The organism is Pseudomonas sp. TREG-RG-20F-10-E-6-01, from assembly GCF_022662455.1.
GTDB lineage: Bacteria > Pseudomonadota > Gammaproteobacteria > Pseudomonadales > Pseudomonadaceae > Aquipseudomonas.
The window spans coordinates 847,212-863,629 of record NZ_JAKNQP010000001.1 but is presented as its reverse complement, the minus strand read 5'-3'; the positions used below and the strand labels follow the sequence as shown (position 1 = coordinate 863,629).

The window sequence follows — 16,418 nt, the reverse complement described above, 5'->3', positions numbered from 1 at the left end:
ATTTATTCCCGTGCGCAGGTCGGTAGAAGACAGCGCTGTCTCTGAAGAGGGGTAAGTTTGGCAAGGTGGGATCGACCGCAGGCATGAAACGTTTCAGTTTGTTGCGGCAAGGATAAAGCGCCTGCTCGTATTGAGAAAGACTAAATCGAGAGATGCATCATTTCAGTTCTGGTAACAGTGACAGAACGTCGCTGCAAAAATGTCTGTGGAAACCCGATTCCCAAGGTGGATTGAGGGTGTGGTGGTCAGTTGGTTTGTCGTGGCGAGCGGGCTTGCCCCGCGTTGGGGCGCGAAGCGGCCCTGATCAATGAGAAATGCGGTGTATCAGGTACAGCTCATTGACTGATTTCAGGGCCGCTTCGCGGCCCAACGCGGGGCAAGCCCGCTCGCCACAGGAAGTACTTTTGCTACAAAAAACTGATTCCAAAGGCGGGCGTTAGAAGGTGGTACGTACACCCAATTGCACACTGCGCCCCGGCGCCGGCGCGATATCGCGCAGGATCGAGCTGGCATACCGCACGGTCTGGTTGGTCAGGTTTTCGCCATTGACGAACGCCAGCCACTGGCTGGCGCCAACGTTGAAGTGATAACCCGCACTCGCGCCCAGGGTGGTGTAGCCATCGGTGCCGCGCTCGTTACTCGGCACACGCCCCTGGCCCGCCGCATGCTCGACGTCGATCCGCGCCTGCCAGCGGTCCAGTTCCCACAGCAAACCGCTGTTTACGCGCAGCGGTGCGATGCGCGGCAAGGCTTCGCCGGTGTCCAGGTTGGTCGCGCGGGTGTAATCGCCCGACAGCTCCAGCGCAAACTTGCCGTAGGCACCTTCGCCGAGTTTCCAGTGATCCTGGGCTTCGAAGCCGGCGAAACGTGCACGCACGCCCGAGTACCTGTACTCAGGGATGCCGCCCGCGTCCTCTTCGCCGTCATCGTTCAGCGTACGACCGGTGCCCAACAACCCGATGTAATTGGAGAAGCGGCTGTAGAACACCCCGAAGCTGCCCTTGTGGGTGCCATTGTCGAAACGCAGCGCCAAGTCGCTGGACACGGCTTTTTCTTTCTTCAGGTTGGCATCGCCCAACTCATAAGTGCCGGTGGCGACGTGGGCACCGTTGGCGTACAGCTCGTAGAAGGTCGGCGCGCGCTCGGTGTAGCCCAAGGTCGCGGCCAGGGACCAGACCGGCGTGAGGCTGTACACCGCGCCGGACGAAAGGCTGCCGGCGGTGAAGTCATTGGTTTTGTCGGCATTGGCGAAGCGCGCATTGCCCTTGGCGTCCGGGTCGACGCTGGTGTGTTCCAGGCGAGCGCCGAGGCTGAGCTTGAGGCGCTCGGTGGCCTGCATTTCTTCGAGGATAAACAGGGCGCCGGCGTTGGTGTCGGTCTGCGGCACGAAGGCTTCTTCGCCAAGGGCCGAGAATTCGTTGCGGGTCACCTGCGCGCCGACCACGCCATCGAATGGGCCAATCGGCTGATGGCGAGCTTCTACGCGCGCCTCGTAACCCTTGTTCTTGAACACCGTGCCGGTTTCGCCGCTTTCGATTTCGCGGTGTTGGTAGTCGGTGTAGCCCGCGTCGAGTTTTACCGAGGTGAACGGGCCCTGCAGGTTGCGGATCTCGGAGGCAAAGGCGTAGTGATCCTGCTTCATGCGGATGCGCACGTCCTGCTCGGCAGGTGAGCCGTAGTTTGCATCGTAGTTGCTGTAGGACAGGCCGGCGTAACCGTCGTCCCAGGTGTAGGAGCCGCCCACCGCGCCACCGTCCTGGCGCCCGTCGCTGTTGCCCAGGCGGCCGTTTTTGCCGGGGCCATCTTCGGTGTCCGGGGCGTGGCGGCTGCGCGCAAAACCGGGGATTTTCAGGTCGTTGAATTCCCGCGCGTTCGCGTCCAGGTGCAAGGCGAAGGTGCCGTTGCCGGCCTCCAGTTTGCCGGCGCTGCTGCGGGTGGTGTCGGCGCCGCCGTAGCGCAATTCACCGGCACCGTGGATGCCTTCGATGGCTTCGGTGGGGATGCGGTTGTCGAAGGTGTTGACCACGCCGCCAATGGCGCTGCCGCCGTACAGCAAGGCGGCCGGGCCGCGTACGATTTCAATGCGCTCGATGTTGACCGGGTCCAGCGGCACGGCATGGTCGTAAGACAGCGACGATGCATCCAACGCGCCCACGCCGTTGCGCAGGAGGCGAATGCGGTCGCCATCCTGGCCACGAATGATCGGTCGGCTGGCACCCGGACCGAAGTAGGACGAGGACACGCCCGGCTGCTTGTTCAGGGTTTCGCCGAGGCTGCCTTTTTGTTGCAGGGTCAGGGCATCACCTTCCAGCACGGTGGTCGGTGAGGCGAGCTGTTCGCTGCCCAGTGGATTGCCGGTGATGACTTGGGGTTGCAGTTCCAGGGCGTGGGCTTCGGAGCAGATCAGCAGAGCGGCGGCAAGCGGGGTCAAGCGCCAGAGAGAAGAGAGGGACATCGAACATTCCTTGGCAAAACGGCACAAAAAAGAGAAGGCTGAAACGGTATCGGGTCAGTTACTTTTGATATTTATAGTTACAATATAACATCTCTTTTTTCGCTGAAAAGGGGAACTTTTCTTCAGGGTCTATATTCAATGCAGTGCTTCCACCTGTACGCCCCGTCGGCTAAGGTGCGCGGCTGTGTTTCCTCTTATTGCAAAAGGCCCGGCATGACCGCGACAAGCAACGACCCGCTCCACGGTGTGACCCTGCAACACGTCCTCACCACCCTGGTGGAACACTACGAATGGGCAGGCCTGGCCGAACGCATTGATGTGCGCTGCTTCAAGAGCGATCCGAGCATCAAGTCGAGCCTGACGTTCCTGCGCAAAACCCCATGGGCGCGGGAAAAAGTCGAAGGGTTGTACGTGAAGCTGATGCGTACCAAACGCCCACTGGACTGAGCCCATGAAGCGTTTCATCGCGGCTGCGGCACTGGCCGGCTGGGCAGGGTTGGCGATTCAGCAATACCTGATTTTCGATTCGCGCTGGACGGCGGGCGCCAGCCTGCTGGGCGGGTTGATCAACTTTTTCAGTTTCTTCACGGTGCTGACCAACACCCTGGTGGTGGTGGTGCTCAGCTACGCGCTGATCAGTCGGGATTCAGCCGCCAAGCGGTTTTTCCTGGCGCCCAGGGTCAGTAGCGCGATCGCTGCGAGCATCGTCGTGGTGAGCCTGGCGTACAACCTGCTGTTGCGGCATTTGTGGAGCCCCACGGGCTTTCAGTTCGTCGCCGATGAATTGCTGCACGACGTCATGCCGGTGCTGTTTGTGATTTATTGGTGGCGGTGTGTGCCCAAGGGCACGTTGCGTTTCAACCACATCGGCGCCTGGGTGATCTACCCGTTGGTGTACTTCGGCTATGTACTGCTGCGCGGGCATTTGCTCGGGCAGTATCAGTACCCGTTCATTGATGTGGACACGCTTGGTTATCCACAAGTGTTTGTGAATGCCGGGGGAATTCTGGCGGGGTTTATCGGGATTGCGTTGGCAGTGGTGGGCCTGGATAAGTGCTTAAAGCCACCGCGAAACTAAATGTGGCAGCGGCGAGCCCGCTGCCACATTGTCGACTTCGATCGGCTTACTCTTCTTCGCTGCCTTCTGCACGCCAGTAACCCACAGCCTTGAGGAACGCTTCATTGACCTGATGGGTGTCCAGCAGCACGCGGCGCACTTGGCGCGACAGCTTGGTTTCTGTCGCCACGAAGCTGTACAGCAAGCCGCTCGGCAGCGTCAGTGTGCGAACGGTTTCAAGCAGGTCGTCCTGGCCGCGTATCACCCAGATCACCTGCACATCCGCGGCACTGTTCAGCGTCTGCTGTTCTGCGGCATTGGCGATTTCAATCACCGCCAGCACCTTGCGACCCGCCGGTAATTCTTCCAGGCGCCGGCCAATGGCGGGCAGGGCGGTTTCATCGCCGATCAGCAGGTAACTGTCGAACATATCCGGCACGATCATCGAACCGCGTGGCCCACCGATATACAGGTGCTGGCCGACCTGCACCTGCTCGGCCCAGGTGGAGGCAGGGCCATCGCCGTGCAGCACGAAGTCGATGTCCAGTTCACCGGTGTTCAGGTCGAAACGCCGTGGCGTGTAGTCGCGCATGGCCGGTTGTGGGCCCTCGCCCTTGATGCTGAAGTTCGGGCTTTCCAGCGCGGCCTGTTCGGCGGCGTTCTGCGGGAACAGCAGCTTGATGTGGTCGTCGCTGCCCAGGCTGATAAAACCTGCCAGCTCGGGCCCACCCAGGGTGATGCGGCGCATGCGCGGGGTGATGTCGGTCACGCGCAACACTTCCAGGCGGCGGCGCTTGATCTCGTGGGTGACGCGGTGGATGGCTTGCGTATTCATTGAGCTTTCCCATGGACTGGTTGAACGGCCGGGCCGTCGACAATGGCTTGGGCGGTGCTGTTGAGCAGGGCCGCGACACGCGCGATTTCTTCCGGGCTCCAGCGCCCGTGGTGCAGCTGCAAGGCATGGCGCAGGTTGTGCACCGCCTCATGGATTTCGGGCGGGCGATCATGGCCACGCAGCGAGCGTTTGCTGACGTCGATGCGCATGCGCACGCCTTCCAGGGCAATCGCCTGCTCACTTAAGGAAAGACGACCGGCGTCGGTGATTGTGTAGCGTTTTTTTCCGCCTTCGGTATCGCCGGTTACCAGTTCGCTTTCTTCCAGAAAGGTCAGGGTCGGGTAGATCACGCCGGGGCTGGGGCTGTAGGCGCCGTCGAACAGGCCTTCGATCTGGCGGATAAGGTCGTAGCCGTGGCACGGCTGTTCGCCGATCAACGCCAGCAGCAGTAATTTCAGGTCGCCGGGGGCAAACACGCGTGGACCACGGCCGCCGCGTTCACGGCCGGGGCGTTTTTCAAAACCATCACGGCCATCACCGTGGTTGCGTTGGTGGGGATGCTCTCTCATTTTCGCTTTCTCCGTTTGGGTTAAGATAGAACTTAAGATATATCTTTATCCGGCGAAAGGCCGAGGCGACCAACGGTCGGTGAACAGCCGTTTGGTCTCTTCAAGACAGCATTCAAATGTGTGAATTATTTGGAGTTAATGCTCAACTTTTTTGCGCCGATGTTTATCCGGAAAGTTACTGTTGTGGTACTGTTCTGACGGACTTTATTCCACAGCAAAGTTTCGAATATAGATGTGTAGTCCTGTTCTTACAGATCAATTAAAAGTTTTGGCAATGTGCCATCTTTTTCCCTCAAGCCTTACTAATTAAAGCCACAGCTCTATAAGAAATAGCGGGCATCCTGGTTATTTGAATTGCTTGATCATTACCGTGCTTTTCAAACATTGATGAGCGCGTAATGCCCTTCGCACGTTGTGCAGTGTCTTGTGTTCAACGTTCAGCGATATAACTCAATGCAAATAACAGGTGTCGACTATGTTCAAGAAGTTCGCAATTGCTGCCCCTTTGGCTGCCATGGCGCTGTCCTCCATGGCGTTCGCGGCCGGTGAGGCCAATCACACTGTCAATATCAAGGCGAGCATCCCGACCACCGTGTTCCACGTGCAGCCGCGCGACCCTAACTGGGGCCGTGACGAGGCCATGTCGTATAACCTGGCCAATGGTGAGTTGGCGTCGTTGTCCGCGGTCTACGACATGCGCAACACCAACGGGTCTATTCACGCCTATATCGACGGCGGCCCGGCAGTGCTGTTCAACGGTGATGCCACGCAAAACATTCCGCTGACCGCCACCTTGAACGGTGTAGTGCTCAGCGGCACGCCTCAGGAAGTTGTCAACGAAGCTGATTCCACACCGGGCCTGGGCGCCGTACTGCGTATCGACGCCGCCAAACCTTCGGCGAATCAGCGTGGCAATTACACCAGCGTTATGCCGCTGGTATTTGACGCGGTGCTGCCAGCTCTTTGACGTCAATGAGTGCCCCTTGAGCCTCGCGCTCGTGGGCATCGCGTCAGCAGGCCGGCCGGTTGTTCAGGGGCCGCCGGCCTGATTTTCATTCTTGTCATTTGGCATTCAGAGTATGTGTTCATGTTCCCGATGACTCCCATCGCGGCGGCGCTTGCGCTTTTTTTTTGTATGGGTGCCCTGGCGGCGCCGAATTCCGGTGTTGAAAATCCTGGCAGTCTGATCGCTCAGGCCCAAGGCTTGCCCACCGGGTTCAGTGATCACTTCTTCGATGTACCGCTGGCCGTGCGGGTCGACCTTGACCAGCAGTTACTCGGCGAGGCGTTAATCGTGTTGTCCCGGGATGACCGCGTAACCCTGCTCGAATTTACCGACGTGGGCGACAGCAAAGTCCCACTGGCGACCCGCGACACCTGGCAGGCCATCCTTGAAAAGGGTGTGGCGCTGGGCGCGTGCAGCCAGGCGTGCCCTGCGCAGATGCTGTCTACCCACTACAGCCTCGAGAGCTCGCAGCTTTCGATCATCACGCAAAACGTCGAACGCGCCGATGACGCCCCGCGCTACTACGCGCAGCCGGAAGGCGGCAGCCGTGGCTTGATCGTCAACAATCAACTGAACCTCAACGGCGGCCAGGACGAAGACCTGGGCGGGCGTTACGGTTTGCAGGCGAGCGCCAGCCTGGGCAATTGGAGCCAGGTGTTCAACCTGCAGCTGGCCCGCCAGAGCGGCGACGAAGAGCACCTGCGCCACGCGATCCACGAGCTGTATACCCAGCGCGAGCTCGAAGGGCGTTTTCTGCGCCTGGGCCATTTCACGCCCAACTCCGATGGCCTGACCCGACAGCTGCGCAGTTTTGGCGCCAGCCCCGACACGGCCCTGGGCGTGATGTACGGCAGCTCCGACACGTTGGCGATCAACAACGCCAAGGCCAGCGTCTATCCGATCTACGTCACGGCCAACCGTCAGGCGTCCGTGGAGATCTACCGCAATGGCTTGCTGCTCAATAGCCAGTCAGTGGCGGCCGGCCTGCAGACGCTCGACACCCGCCCACTGCCCGGCGGTATCTATGAGGTGGAAGTGCGCCTGGTGGAAGACGGCATGACGGTCAGTACCTCTCAGGAGCTGGTGTACAAACCGAGCAACTGGCGCAACGCCGACGACCGCTGGCGCTACAACGTGTTTGCCGGCAGGGAAACCAAATTATTCAGCAACTGGGACGACCAGGCCTCCGGCGCCATCACCACCGGCGCTTCCGTCAACTACCTGTTGCACCCGCGGGTGATTCTCGGGTTGTCGGCACGTGAAGTGCGTGAGCAATTGCAATACGGCGGTTCGGTGGACTGGACCGTCGCCAACAACACCAGCGTCTACGCCAACGTGTATGAGACCCAGGAACACGGCACCGGGATGGACCTGCAGGCGCTTTATACGCTGGGCACCACCAACCTGGTGTTCAGCCACAACCGCAGCTGGCTCGACACCCGCGACACCTATGACACGCTGCCCGACGGCACGCGGTTGCGGCGCAATACCTTCGTCGGCGAAACCAGCAACACCGCGTTGTCGGTCAACCACCGTGTCGATGCGCTCAACTCCTGGAACGTGCGCCTGTCCCACAGCCAGGGCAATGTCGTGGGCGCCGGCCTGGACCTGGGCTGGAACCGGCGCAGCACCTTGATGGGCAGCGACGCCAACTGGCGCTTCTCGGCGTTCGACCGGCCGGGCACCAACGGCACTGACGATCAGCGCAACCGTGGCATCGACGTCACCTTGAGCCTGGCGCTGGGCACCGACGGCCGCCAAGTGTCCGGCAGTGTCGGCACTCGCACGGCGCGTGATGGCGGCCGTGACAACAATGCCTCGGTCACCTTTCGCCAGGACCTCACCGACCACCTGCTGCAAAGCGTTTCGGCCACTGCCATCACCGACACTTATGGCGTTGGCCTGTCGGGCACGGCCAGCTTCAGTACCGACACGGTCAGCGGCGACGGCTTCCTGCAGCGCAGCTCGTTCAACAACAAATTCACTGGCGGCCTGAACCTCAACAGCACGTTCGTGGCCGGCGCCGACAAGGCGTTGCTCACCAGCCAGTACCACGGCACGGGCGCGGGCATGATCATCGATGTCGAGACTGACCTCGAGGCCATCACCCTGCGCGCCGATGACTTCAGTGGCGGTGGCGCGGTCTTGCGCCCCGGTCGCAATTTTGTGCCGCTGGCCGCCTACAAAAGCAGCAGCGTCAACTTCGATTTCGACGGCAATCACCCGCCCGCCGCCAACATCCAGCCGGCGCGCACTACGTATCACTTGAACAAGGGCGGGGTGGACTACCGCAAGGTCACCGTGCTGAAAACCGTGTCGGTGCTGGGGCGTCTGCTCGATGCCCAGGGTCGGCCGCTCAAGGGGCATCACGTGATCAACCACGCCAGCCGTGGGGTCAGCGAGGTGGACGGGTTCTTCTCGATGGAAATGAGCGCCAGCTCACCCACCCTGCAAGTGCGCTACCAGAACCAGTTGCTTTGCCAGTTCCGCCTCGACCCGGCCAACGCCCCGAATGAAAACGATGTGCTGATGATCGGCGACCTGCGTTGCACCCCCGACACGCTGGCCGAAGCCAACTTCAACGTGGAAACCGCCGGCTGATGGCTGCCCGCACTTTTGAACCGGAGAATGTATGAAGTCAGTCGCTGCAACCAGAAGCGCCTTGGGGTCGTGCCGTGCGCTGGCCCTGATCATGGGTTTGTTCAGCACACCGGCGCAGGCGTTTGTCGAGGAAATTACCGCCGTGTTCCGTCCCGACCCGGGCAACCCGATGGTCAACAAATTCGAGAACACCACGCCGGAAAGCGGGATTTGCCCCGGGCATATTCCCGCGCGGTGCAAGGAGATGAATATTTTCACCATTCGCAGGCCCTTCTCGGCGGCGTCAAGCGGGCCCGTCCTGGCTTATGCCGAGCCGCGCAAAGGCGCTTATTTCAAAGTGCCCTCGGCCTGGCGAGACCTGCAGGTCACCCACCAGGCGACCGGTGAAACCGAGACGGTCCAGATGCGTATTGCCGGTGTGGGCGCGCGCTGGGATGTCACCTACCCACCGGGAGTCAGTGGCTGGGCGACGACAGGCATGCCTCAGTGGTCTTACTACTGGCAGCATGCGCCAGCGCCTTGCCAGGGCGTGAATTACCTGGCGGCCTCGCCGTCCTTTGCGTTGTTTTTCTGGATCGTTCCCGAGAATGCCGGTGCCTGCAGTGTGACGGCCGGCACTGACATACCCTGGATGTACTACAGCAATTTTGAATACGCCTACGAGCTCAGGACCCCGAACCCGCTCAACATGAGGTCCGGTGATTACGCCGGCAGCCTCACCTACACCTTCGGGCCAGGCGGGGATTTCGACATCGGCGATGTGATGCAAACCAGCGAAACCGTCGCCACCTTCAATTTTCGGCTGAGCGTGGAACACGCGCTCAAGGTCGATATCCCGCCCGGTGGCAACCGTGTCGAATTGATCCCCCAGGGCGGCTGGCAAGCCTGGCTCAACCAGGGGCGGGCACCGGCGCGTTTGTACCGCGACCAGACGTTCCGCATCGCCAGCAGCTCGCGTTTCAAGATGCAGCTCGAATGCTCGATCGTCATGGGCAACACCTGCGGGCTGCGCAATGCCGAGGGTGATGAAGTGCCGCTGCAGGTCGCGGTGACCTTGCCCAGCGGCCTGGTCGATCAGTACGCACAAACGGTGAACAAACTCGCGCTGCGCCTGGATGGCGTGGGCAGCGAGCTGTTTCAGCCGCTGCATTACATCAATGACCGGCCCGGCACCCTGCACTTCGAAGTGCAGCGAGACGACATGAGCGAAATGCTCAAACGGCCCGGGAGCACCTATTCGGGCGTGGTCACCGTGGTCTGGGATTCGCAGGTCTAGACGGCCATCCGCATTCCCGGCTCGTGGGTATCGCGCGGGCCGTGTTCAATTAACGAGGCGTAATCAAACATGAAACAGGCAGTGTTATCGATCGGGTTGTTGCTTTGTGCTCTCGGCGCCCAGGCGGCCCCGGCGATCAACGTCGGGGTGGTGTATGACTACCTCGAGCAGGATCGCAGTTCCTATCTCAAGCGCGTGTCCAACACCGGCACGAGCACGGCATTCATCCGCGTCGATGTACTGGAGATCGTCTACAACGCCGATGGCACCCATCGCGAGGTGCCGGTTGCATCGCTCACCGACAGCGATGGCAATACCACCCGGCGCGACGGCCTGATGGCGAGCCCGGCGCGGCTGATCGTGCCGGCCAACGGGCGCCAGGGCACGCGCCTGTTGTACATGGGGCCGAGGGACAAGGAGCGTTATTTCCGCGTGCGCTTTATTCCCGTAGTGCCGGAGAAGGACGATAACTTCGCGATCACCGACGAAGAACGGGCCGACTACAAGGACAGCCTCGCGGCCGGAATCAACGTCATGGCGGGTTACGGCACGGTGTTTTTCGTGCGGCCCAAGGCCACGCGTTTCGATACGCAGATCAACCAGACAGGCAACCAATACCAGTTGCGTAACAACGGCAACAGCGTGGTGGTGCTGGATGAGTTTCGTGACTGTTCGCTCACCGCAAAAAGCGACTGCCTGCCGACCACCAAGCATCACATCCTGCCCGGGCGCCAGTTGGTGTTCGAGAAAAAAACCGACCGCACCTACGGCTTTCAGCTGATTGAAGGGCAGAACAAAAAACCGGTCACGGTCAACAGCAACGGGTGATGACGATGTTCAAGCAACTCACAAGGCTGACGCTGTTTGCAGTGCTGCTATTGGTGGCCGCCCAGGCCTGGGCGATTGAGTCCCGTCACGCGTTCGATGTCTCGGTGACGATTCCGGTGCACGAGGCCTACGTGCTGCCTTCCGAGCCCGATTGGATGGGGCATGATCAAGTGCTTGCCTGGAACCTGGTGACCTCTGAGCTGAGCCGCCTGCGCAAGAATTTTGATGTTAAAAACCTCACCGGCGCGGTTGCCGCGCGGCTGGGGGCCGAGCCCTATCTGCAAAGCGGCCACCAGCGGATTGATCTGCAGGTGCTGTTCAACCAGGTGCCGCTGACCCTTGAGAGTACCGAAGTCGTCAATGCCGCCGAGGCGCGCGTGGGCCGGCGCGCGGAGTTGGAAATCGCCGCGATCAAGCCCGTCGGCGGGTACATGGCCGGGGAGTATTACGGCACGGTGCACATCGTGTTCGACTTCCTTGCGCCTTGAGTTGACCTTGCACCGGTAACGGTTGAGCGCCACTTGCCCAGAGGCACGCATTCGCTGGCTGGTTTTATCGAGTCACCGACCCGTTTCAAGCGTCGAGACGGTGGACGGAAAAACCTCCCCGCGCCACCGCCACCTTCTTCAACGGGAACGGTTGCTGCGCCCCGTCGCGTCGCTGAGCGCCCGGCGGGTCAGGCGGCGCATCCATTCCTGTTCGTTGTAGCCCAGGTCGTTGAGCAACCGGTTGTACTGCGCGTCGTCCATTGGCTCGGCGGTGAACACCACACTTTCGGGCACTTGCACCGCCTCGGCCAAGTGCTTGAGGGCTGCGCGAAGGCGCTCGCGTTCGGGCTCCGGCAACGCCTGGGCATTGGCCCATTGCGCCTGCGCCGTTTGCAGATCATCCAGCGCCAGGAAGCGCTCGCCGAACTCGCGCTCGTTGTCACGGTACTGGCTGTCGTAAGCGTCACGCAGGTGCTGTTCCCACCAGGGTTCGAGCAGCATCTGGTTGACCAGGCCGTCGCCCTCATCCAGCTCCAGCACCACGCTGTAGGCTTGCTCGATCTGGGCAGCGCTGACAGCCGCGTTGACCCGGTAAAGCATGTGATCACTCAGCCAGGGCAGGTCGAGACGGCGGGCGAGGGCGGTTTGATAGGCCAGGTGAATATCCACCTCATCAACCTCGCCGGGCACCCCGTCGCGCACTTGCGATCTGAAGCGCTGCCCAAGGCCCCCTTCGGCCACCGGGCGCAGGCGTCGGGCGATTTCCTGGCCCACGGCCTTCGCCAGTTGTTTGAGGTGGGCGCTGCCTTTGGCCAGCGTGACGAGACGGCTTTCCAGCTCAGCGGCGGTTGCGGTATCACGGCGGATCTCGCTGACCATGACCTCGATCCCCATTTCATTGAAAATCTGTGCCCCGGCATCTGGGCACAGGCCGGGAAAGCTCGCCATCTTGAACAGGCGCTCACGCAGTTCGGTGTCTTCATGGGCTGCCCACAGCAGGCGCCATACCTGCTGGGTCAGCAGTGGGCGGTTGACGGCGTAGCGTTGGCGGTCGGCGTCAGTCTCAAAAACGCCTTCGATCTCCAGCGCTTCAATGACTTCGAAAAAGCCCTGGGAACCCTGTTCCTGCTCCACTGCCTGCCACAGGGCTTGAGCGTCCTGAAGATCGGCGCCTTGCAGGCCCTGCGTCCAGAATGCGTTGTGACCGAGTGGCTCATACGTGCGGTTGGGATCAAGGCCTGCGGCCACGCGCAAAGCTTCATAGCGCAGGCGTTGCTCGTCCGGCAGGGTGCGCCGATCCAGGCGTGCGCGGGCCACCACTCTGCCTTGCGCGGAACCGGCTGCGACCTCGGGCAGGCGGTTGATCCGGGTGCCGCGCAGGTCGAGTACAAAGGCGTCATTGCGCGGGTATACGAACAACCCTTGGGGCCAGGTAGCCAGGCGCGTGCCGCGGAGGTAAAGCAGGTGCAACCCGGGCATATGGCTGATGTCGGGCGCCAGGGTCAAAGGGTTGTTGCTCAGGTCTAGGCTCTTCAGGCGCCGCAGTTTTTTTAACCGCGTCACGTCCTCCGCCGTCAGTGCAAGTCTGTTGCCTGCCAGTTTCAACGCCTTGAGAAAACGCATCTGTTCCAGCGCCTTGGGCACCTGCGTGAGGCGATTGTCAGCCAGGTTGAGGCCGCGCAAGGAGGGGAAGTGCTTGAGGAAATCACTGTGGCGTTCGCCGAAGCCGCACTGGCTGGCGTCCAGAAATGTCACGTGCTCGAAACTGGCGCTCAGCGTCGGGAGCCTGGGCGGCAGGCGCAGGCCTTTGAAGTTGAGTGTGGCACCTTGCTGGACAGCACCGCGGCCGTCCGTGAATTCAGCAAACCGGTCACCCCAGCAACGCATGATCCGATGGGCCAGGTGCTTTCTGGACACCCTCGCTTCATGGTCATCGGCGGCGTCCGAGACGCCGAGGATGAGCGAGTTCTGCCAGTTCATCAGGTCCACATGCAGTTGCTGTTTTTCCACCACCAGCGTGTTCAGGGTATGGCGCAGTTGTGCCTGGGGAATGTCCTCCAGAAATCGGTTCAAGCGTGCTTCGCTCAAGTGTGGAAACAACAGTTGCAGGGTTTGCCGGGCGTGCTCGGTATGGGTTTGGGCGGGTAATGCCGAGCAGCGGCTGGCCGCCGGGCCACCCAGCAGGCGGCTGGTTTCGCGGCCCTGGACCATTGGCACGGGAGGTTGCGCGAGCACTTTGCGGCGCTCGGCCAGGGACGTCATGCGCTGTTTGAGCCAATGCTTGAGCGCTTGACCTTCGCCCGTTTGCATACCCAATGCGTCGCGCCGGTCAGCGGGCAGGGCTTGCAGGATCGCCTCGTAAAGGTCGATGAGCGCTGACGGCCGTGAAGTCAAAGGGTCGAGCACTTCATAGCCGCGCGCCTTGCGAATCAGCACGCGTGTGGTGTCGGCAGTCGCCGGCCCGGCTTCACACAGCACGCGACCTGTCACCGCCTGTTCGCGGATTTCAATGCGCAACCGAGCAAAGGTGTCGCTGTGAAACTTCAAGGTGTTGAGCACCAGTCTTTCGGTCGGGGTCGGCAACGGCGAAGGCCAGTCAAACCCCTGGAAGGCCAGCACCGACTGGTTGGCAAAGCCCAATTCACGCGCCTGGTTATGCAGGCGCAGCGGCAGTCGTCGTTGCGCGAGCGCCTGGCGTTCCTCGCCGCTGGCGCTGCCGAGCAGGGCAAGGGCTGCGTTGGAGTCCAGGTACTCGAACGGCTTGCGCAGGGTTGCGAGGCTGGGCTTGTCGGTGATTTCGCGGGTCTTGTAGACCTTGTCGGCAATCTCGGGGGCATAGCTGAGCACCCGGTCGGCCAATTGATCGCGCAGGGCGGTGAGCCGAAGGTCCTTGGGGACATCGCCGTTGAGCAAGTTGCGTATCGCGGCGTCGTCGAGAAAAGCCAGCACTCGTTCAGGCAGGGTCCCGGACAACGTCTGAGACAGGCTAAGGGTCAGGGTGCTGGCCTGGCTTGCGTTGACGTTGCCGAAGGTGAGGGCCGGTCCCGACAGATCATCATTGAGGCAGACCTTCAGGGCGTTGTCCTGCGGCCAGCCGGGCAGCTCGGTGATGAGCTGCGGGAACCAATCCGATGACGGCCCGTTTGGCAGCGGAGTGCCTGCACGAACCTTGCGGCTGATGGCTTCGGGATAGCGCTGGGCTTCAAGGCGGCCAAGGCTGGCGGCCAGCAAGGGGGGCAGGGGCTGGTTGTAGAGGTGCATCGCGCGCAGCACGCCTTCATCGGTGCCACTGGCAATGCGCAAGTCGGCCAGTTGCTGGTCGCTGAAGTCTTTTACACGCGGGCCAATACGGCGCATCAGGGTCTGGCTGTCCCAGCGTTGCGGCTGCTCGCCTTCGTGCAAAAACGCGCCGTCGGCATTGAACCTCACCCAGGGCTGATACGCCTGTTCACGTGTCGGGTGCACCACGCGATGCTCGTCGGCCTGGGCGTCGTGGCGCACATGATAGTGCCGGTCCTCCAGTGGCAACAGGGTTTTGTTCGTGGGCCCCTGCGGGCTGGATTGAGCGTAGGGCGCAAGGTCCGGGTTCCACAATTTGAGCGTGCCGTCGGCCTGTTGCACCGGGTGCAGGCCTTCGACAAACGCCGACAGTTTGAGGCGCGCGACCTCGCCGATTTTTCCCGCACCGGCAAACAAGGCGAGCTGAATCAGGTTTTCAGCTACTCCCAATACATGCTCGCCAGCTTCCTGCACATTGCCCTGGGCCCAATCGAGGAGGCCTTCGAAAACGTCGTCGCACAGTTGATAGGCGCTGTAGGCCAGCATCAATTGGCCCACCACCGGCACGAACGGTGTGACCACCAGCAAGGCCGCATTGAGGACGTCCGAGAGTATCTGCTCGAGGTTGTCCCACCAGGCCCAGCGTGCCAGCCGGTCGACGTAGGCAGTGGATACCGCCAGCTCCCGGGCGTCGTTGACGATCTTGTTGAGCTTGACCCGGTGCAGGTAGTTCCACGGGTCGTCTCGCGCAGGGTTGGCGGCGCGGTTGGGGTGATCCCGGTCAATGTCCAGCAGGCGCAATGGCAGATGTGCACGCGACTGCAACCGCGAGAAAAACACCCCGCGCTCGGCGTGCGCCACAAATTGACTGAAAAACGCCTGATACGCCGGGCCGCTGTGCAACTGACGCGTCAGCTCTTCGACGAAGGCAATCGGCGAAGGGTACTGCTTGAGCGGATGCTCGGGGTCCTGGGGCACCCAGGCAATCAGCCGCCCACGGGCGGAGCCGTGCTCTGCAGGCGTGGCGAACAGCATAATCCCGCTCAGTTCGCACTCAGCCAGGCTCAGCGTATGGCACCTCAAGGTGTGGCCATCGAGTGACAGGCCCAGCGGTGTGTCGATGAACCTCAGCAACGCGTGATGGGCGTCGTTTGCCAGATGACCGCTGTGCAGGCCCAGGTGCGCACTGCTGCGCAAATCCGCCTTGAGCTGGCTGACCACTTCGTCGCGCACGGTGCGGGCCAGCGCCGGCTGATCGAACCCCAGCGCGCTTTGGAGCCGGGCCTGGTAAAGGCCGCCGATGTCCAGGGATCGACACACGGCCTTGAAGCGCTGCGCCGTCAGTATCGGCCCACCGGGCCGGCCACGTATCGTCAGGCTGTCGCGCTGACCACGGGTGTCTTCCGGGCCCAAAAAGGCGTGGTCGACGAAAGTGTCGCCGGCGGCGAAGTTATGCAGGGCCATGTCCAGCAACGACAGGGTTTTGCTTTGTACGCCTCGTTTGACGTTGATCACCCACCAGGCATTGGACGCGTCTACGTACACCCGCAGCCAGGTGTTGCGTACATCGACCTCGCCGTAGTGCGTGAACAGCGCTCGCTTGAGCAGCGGCTCGGCAAAGGCGCGCAAGTCGTTGAGCGGGCCGAGGCGTTTGTCCAGCGCTGCCTGGGCGTGCCAATGGTCAGCGACGGCGCGCTTGAGTGACACGTGCTGCGCCGGCGAGGTCTCGAGGTAAGGCGCCGCAGATGCAAGACCCTGGCGTTTGAGCGCGCCAATTCGCGCCGCTGTGGTGCCCTTTACCCAGTCGGGCAACGCGTTCTGGATCAACTCGAAATGACGGCCCTGGAACGGCAGGGCGGAGGAATCGGTAGGCATGGTGTGAACCTGAACAGAGAGTGGAGACTCCCTGAGTCTATTCACGCGTCGAGGCTAAAATAAGCTTTAAAAATAGCGGCTTACGCGGGGTTTAAAGCGCGTAACAGTCAACAATTCGAGGGTGAAAAATACATAACTGACACCCTGGA

Annotated in this window: 11 protein-coding genes; 7 read left to right on the top strand and 4 right to left on the bottom strand. The window is 61.5% G+C overall.

Annotated features, from left to right (window positions below; all coding sequences use genetic code 11):
- Nucleotides 1-436: 436 nt before the first annotated feature.
- A complete protein-coding gene (locus L8K08_RS04120; RefSeq protein WP_242194477.1) occupies nucleotides 437-2,455 on the bottom strand; it encodes a TonB-dependent receptor in 2,019 nt (672 codons plus the stop codon).
- Between the two features lie 213 nt (nucleotides 2,456-2,668).
- Here L8K08_RS04120 and L8K08_RS04115 point away from each other — a divergent pair, with 213 nt between their 5' ends.
- Nucleotides 2,669-2,902, top strand: coding sequence for a VF530 family protein (locus L8K08_RS04115; protein ID WP_048720273.1), 234 nt, complete (start codon nucleotides 2,669-2,671; stop codon nucleotides 2,900-2,902).
- A gap of 4 nt (nucleotides 2,903-2,906) precedes the next feature.
- Nucleotides 2,907-3,533 carry a Pr6Pr family membrane protein gene (locus L8K08_RS04110; protein WP_145161446.1) on the top strand — a complete coding sequence of 209 codons (627 nt, stop codon included), beginning with the start codon at nucleotides 2,907-2,909 and terminating at the stop codon, nucleotides 3,531-3,533.
- Nucleotides 3,534-3,579: 46 nt separating this feature from the next.
- Here L8K08_RS04110 and L8K08_RS04105 read toward each other — a convergent pair whose 3' ends face one another.
- Nucleotides 3,580-4,347 (bottom strand): siderophore-interacting protein, encoded by a 768-nt coding sequence (locus L8K08_RS04105; protein ID WP_242194474.1) that lies wholly within the window; start codon nucleotides 4,345-4,347, stop codon nucleotides 3,580-3,582.
- A complete protein-coding gene (locus tag L8K08_RS04100) occupies nucleotides 4,344-4,916 on the bottom strand; it encodes a PadR family transcriptional regulator (protein ID WP_145161452.1) in 573 nt (190 codons plus the stop codon). Before L8K08_RS04100 ends, L8K08_RS04105 begins: the two co-directional genes overlap by 4 nt.
- Nucleotides 4,917-5,391: 475 nt before the next feature.
- On the opposite strand from L8K08_RS04100, the gene L8K08_RS04095 reads away from it, so the two are divergent.
- The 5 genes from L8K08_RS04095 to L8K08_RS04075 all read left to right on the top strand — a co-directional run bounded on the left by L8K08_RS04095 (nucleotide 5,392) and on the right by L8K08_RS04075 (nucleotide 11,115).
- A complete protein-coding gene (locus L8K08_RS04095) occupies nucleotides 5,392-5,883 on the top strand; it encodes a CS1 type fimbrial major subunit (RefSeq protein WP_106579440.1) in 492 nt (163 codons plus the stop codon).
- A gap of 120 nt (nucleotides 5,884-6,003) precedes the next feature.
- On the top strand, nucleotides 6,004-8,523 hold the full coding sequence (locus L8K08_RS04090) for a CS1-pili formation C-terminal domain-containing protein (protein ID WP_242194470.1): 2,520 nt from the start codon (nucleotides 6,004-6,006) through the stop codon (nucleotides 8,521-8,523).
- Nucleotides 8,524-8,554: 31 nt separating this feature from the next.
- Nucleotides 8,555-9,799: a hypothetical protein gene (locus L8K08_RS04085; protein ID WP_242194468.1), complete on the top strand. Its 1,245-nt coding sequence runs from the start codon at nucleotides 8,555-8,557 to the stop codon at nucleotides 9,797-9,799.
- Nucleotides 9,800-9,868: 69 nt separating this feature from the next.
- Entirely contained in the window at nucleotides 9,869-10,627 is a 759-nt protein-coding gene (locus L8K08_RS04080) for a molecular chaperone (protein ID WP_242194465.1), read from the top strand.
- Nucleotides 10,628-10,632: 5 nt separating this feature from the next.
- Nucleotides 10,633-11,115: a CS1 type fimbrial major subunit gene (locus L8K08_RS04075; protein WP_242194461.1), complete on the top strand. Its 483-nt coding sequence runs from the start codon at nucleotides 10,633-10,635 to the stop codon at nucleotides 11,113-11,115.
- A 138-nt stretch (nucleotides 11,116-11,253) separates the two neighbouring features.
- On the opposite strand, the gene L8K08_RS04070 is transcribed toward L8K08_RS04075, so the two are convergent.
- A complete protein-coding gene (locus tag L8K08_RS04070) occupies nucleotides 11,254-16,269 on the bottom strand; it encodes a DUF6543 domain-containing protein (RefSeq protein ID WP_242194460.1) in 5,016 nt (1,671 codons plus the stop codon).
- Nucleotides 16,270-16,418 lie beyond the last annotated feature (149 nt).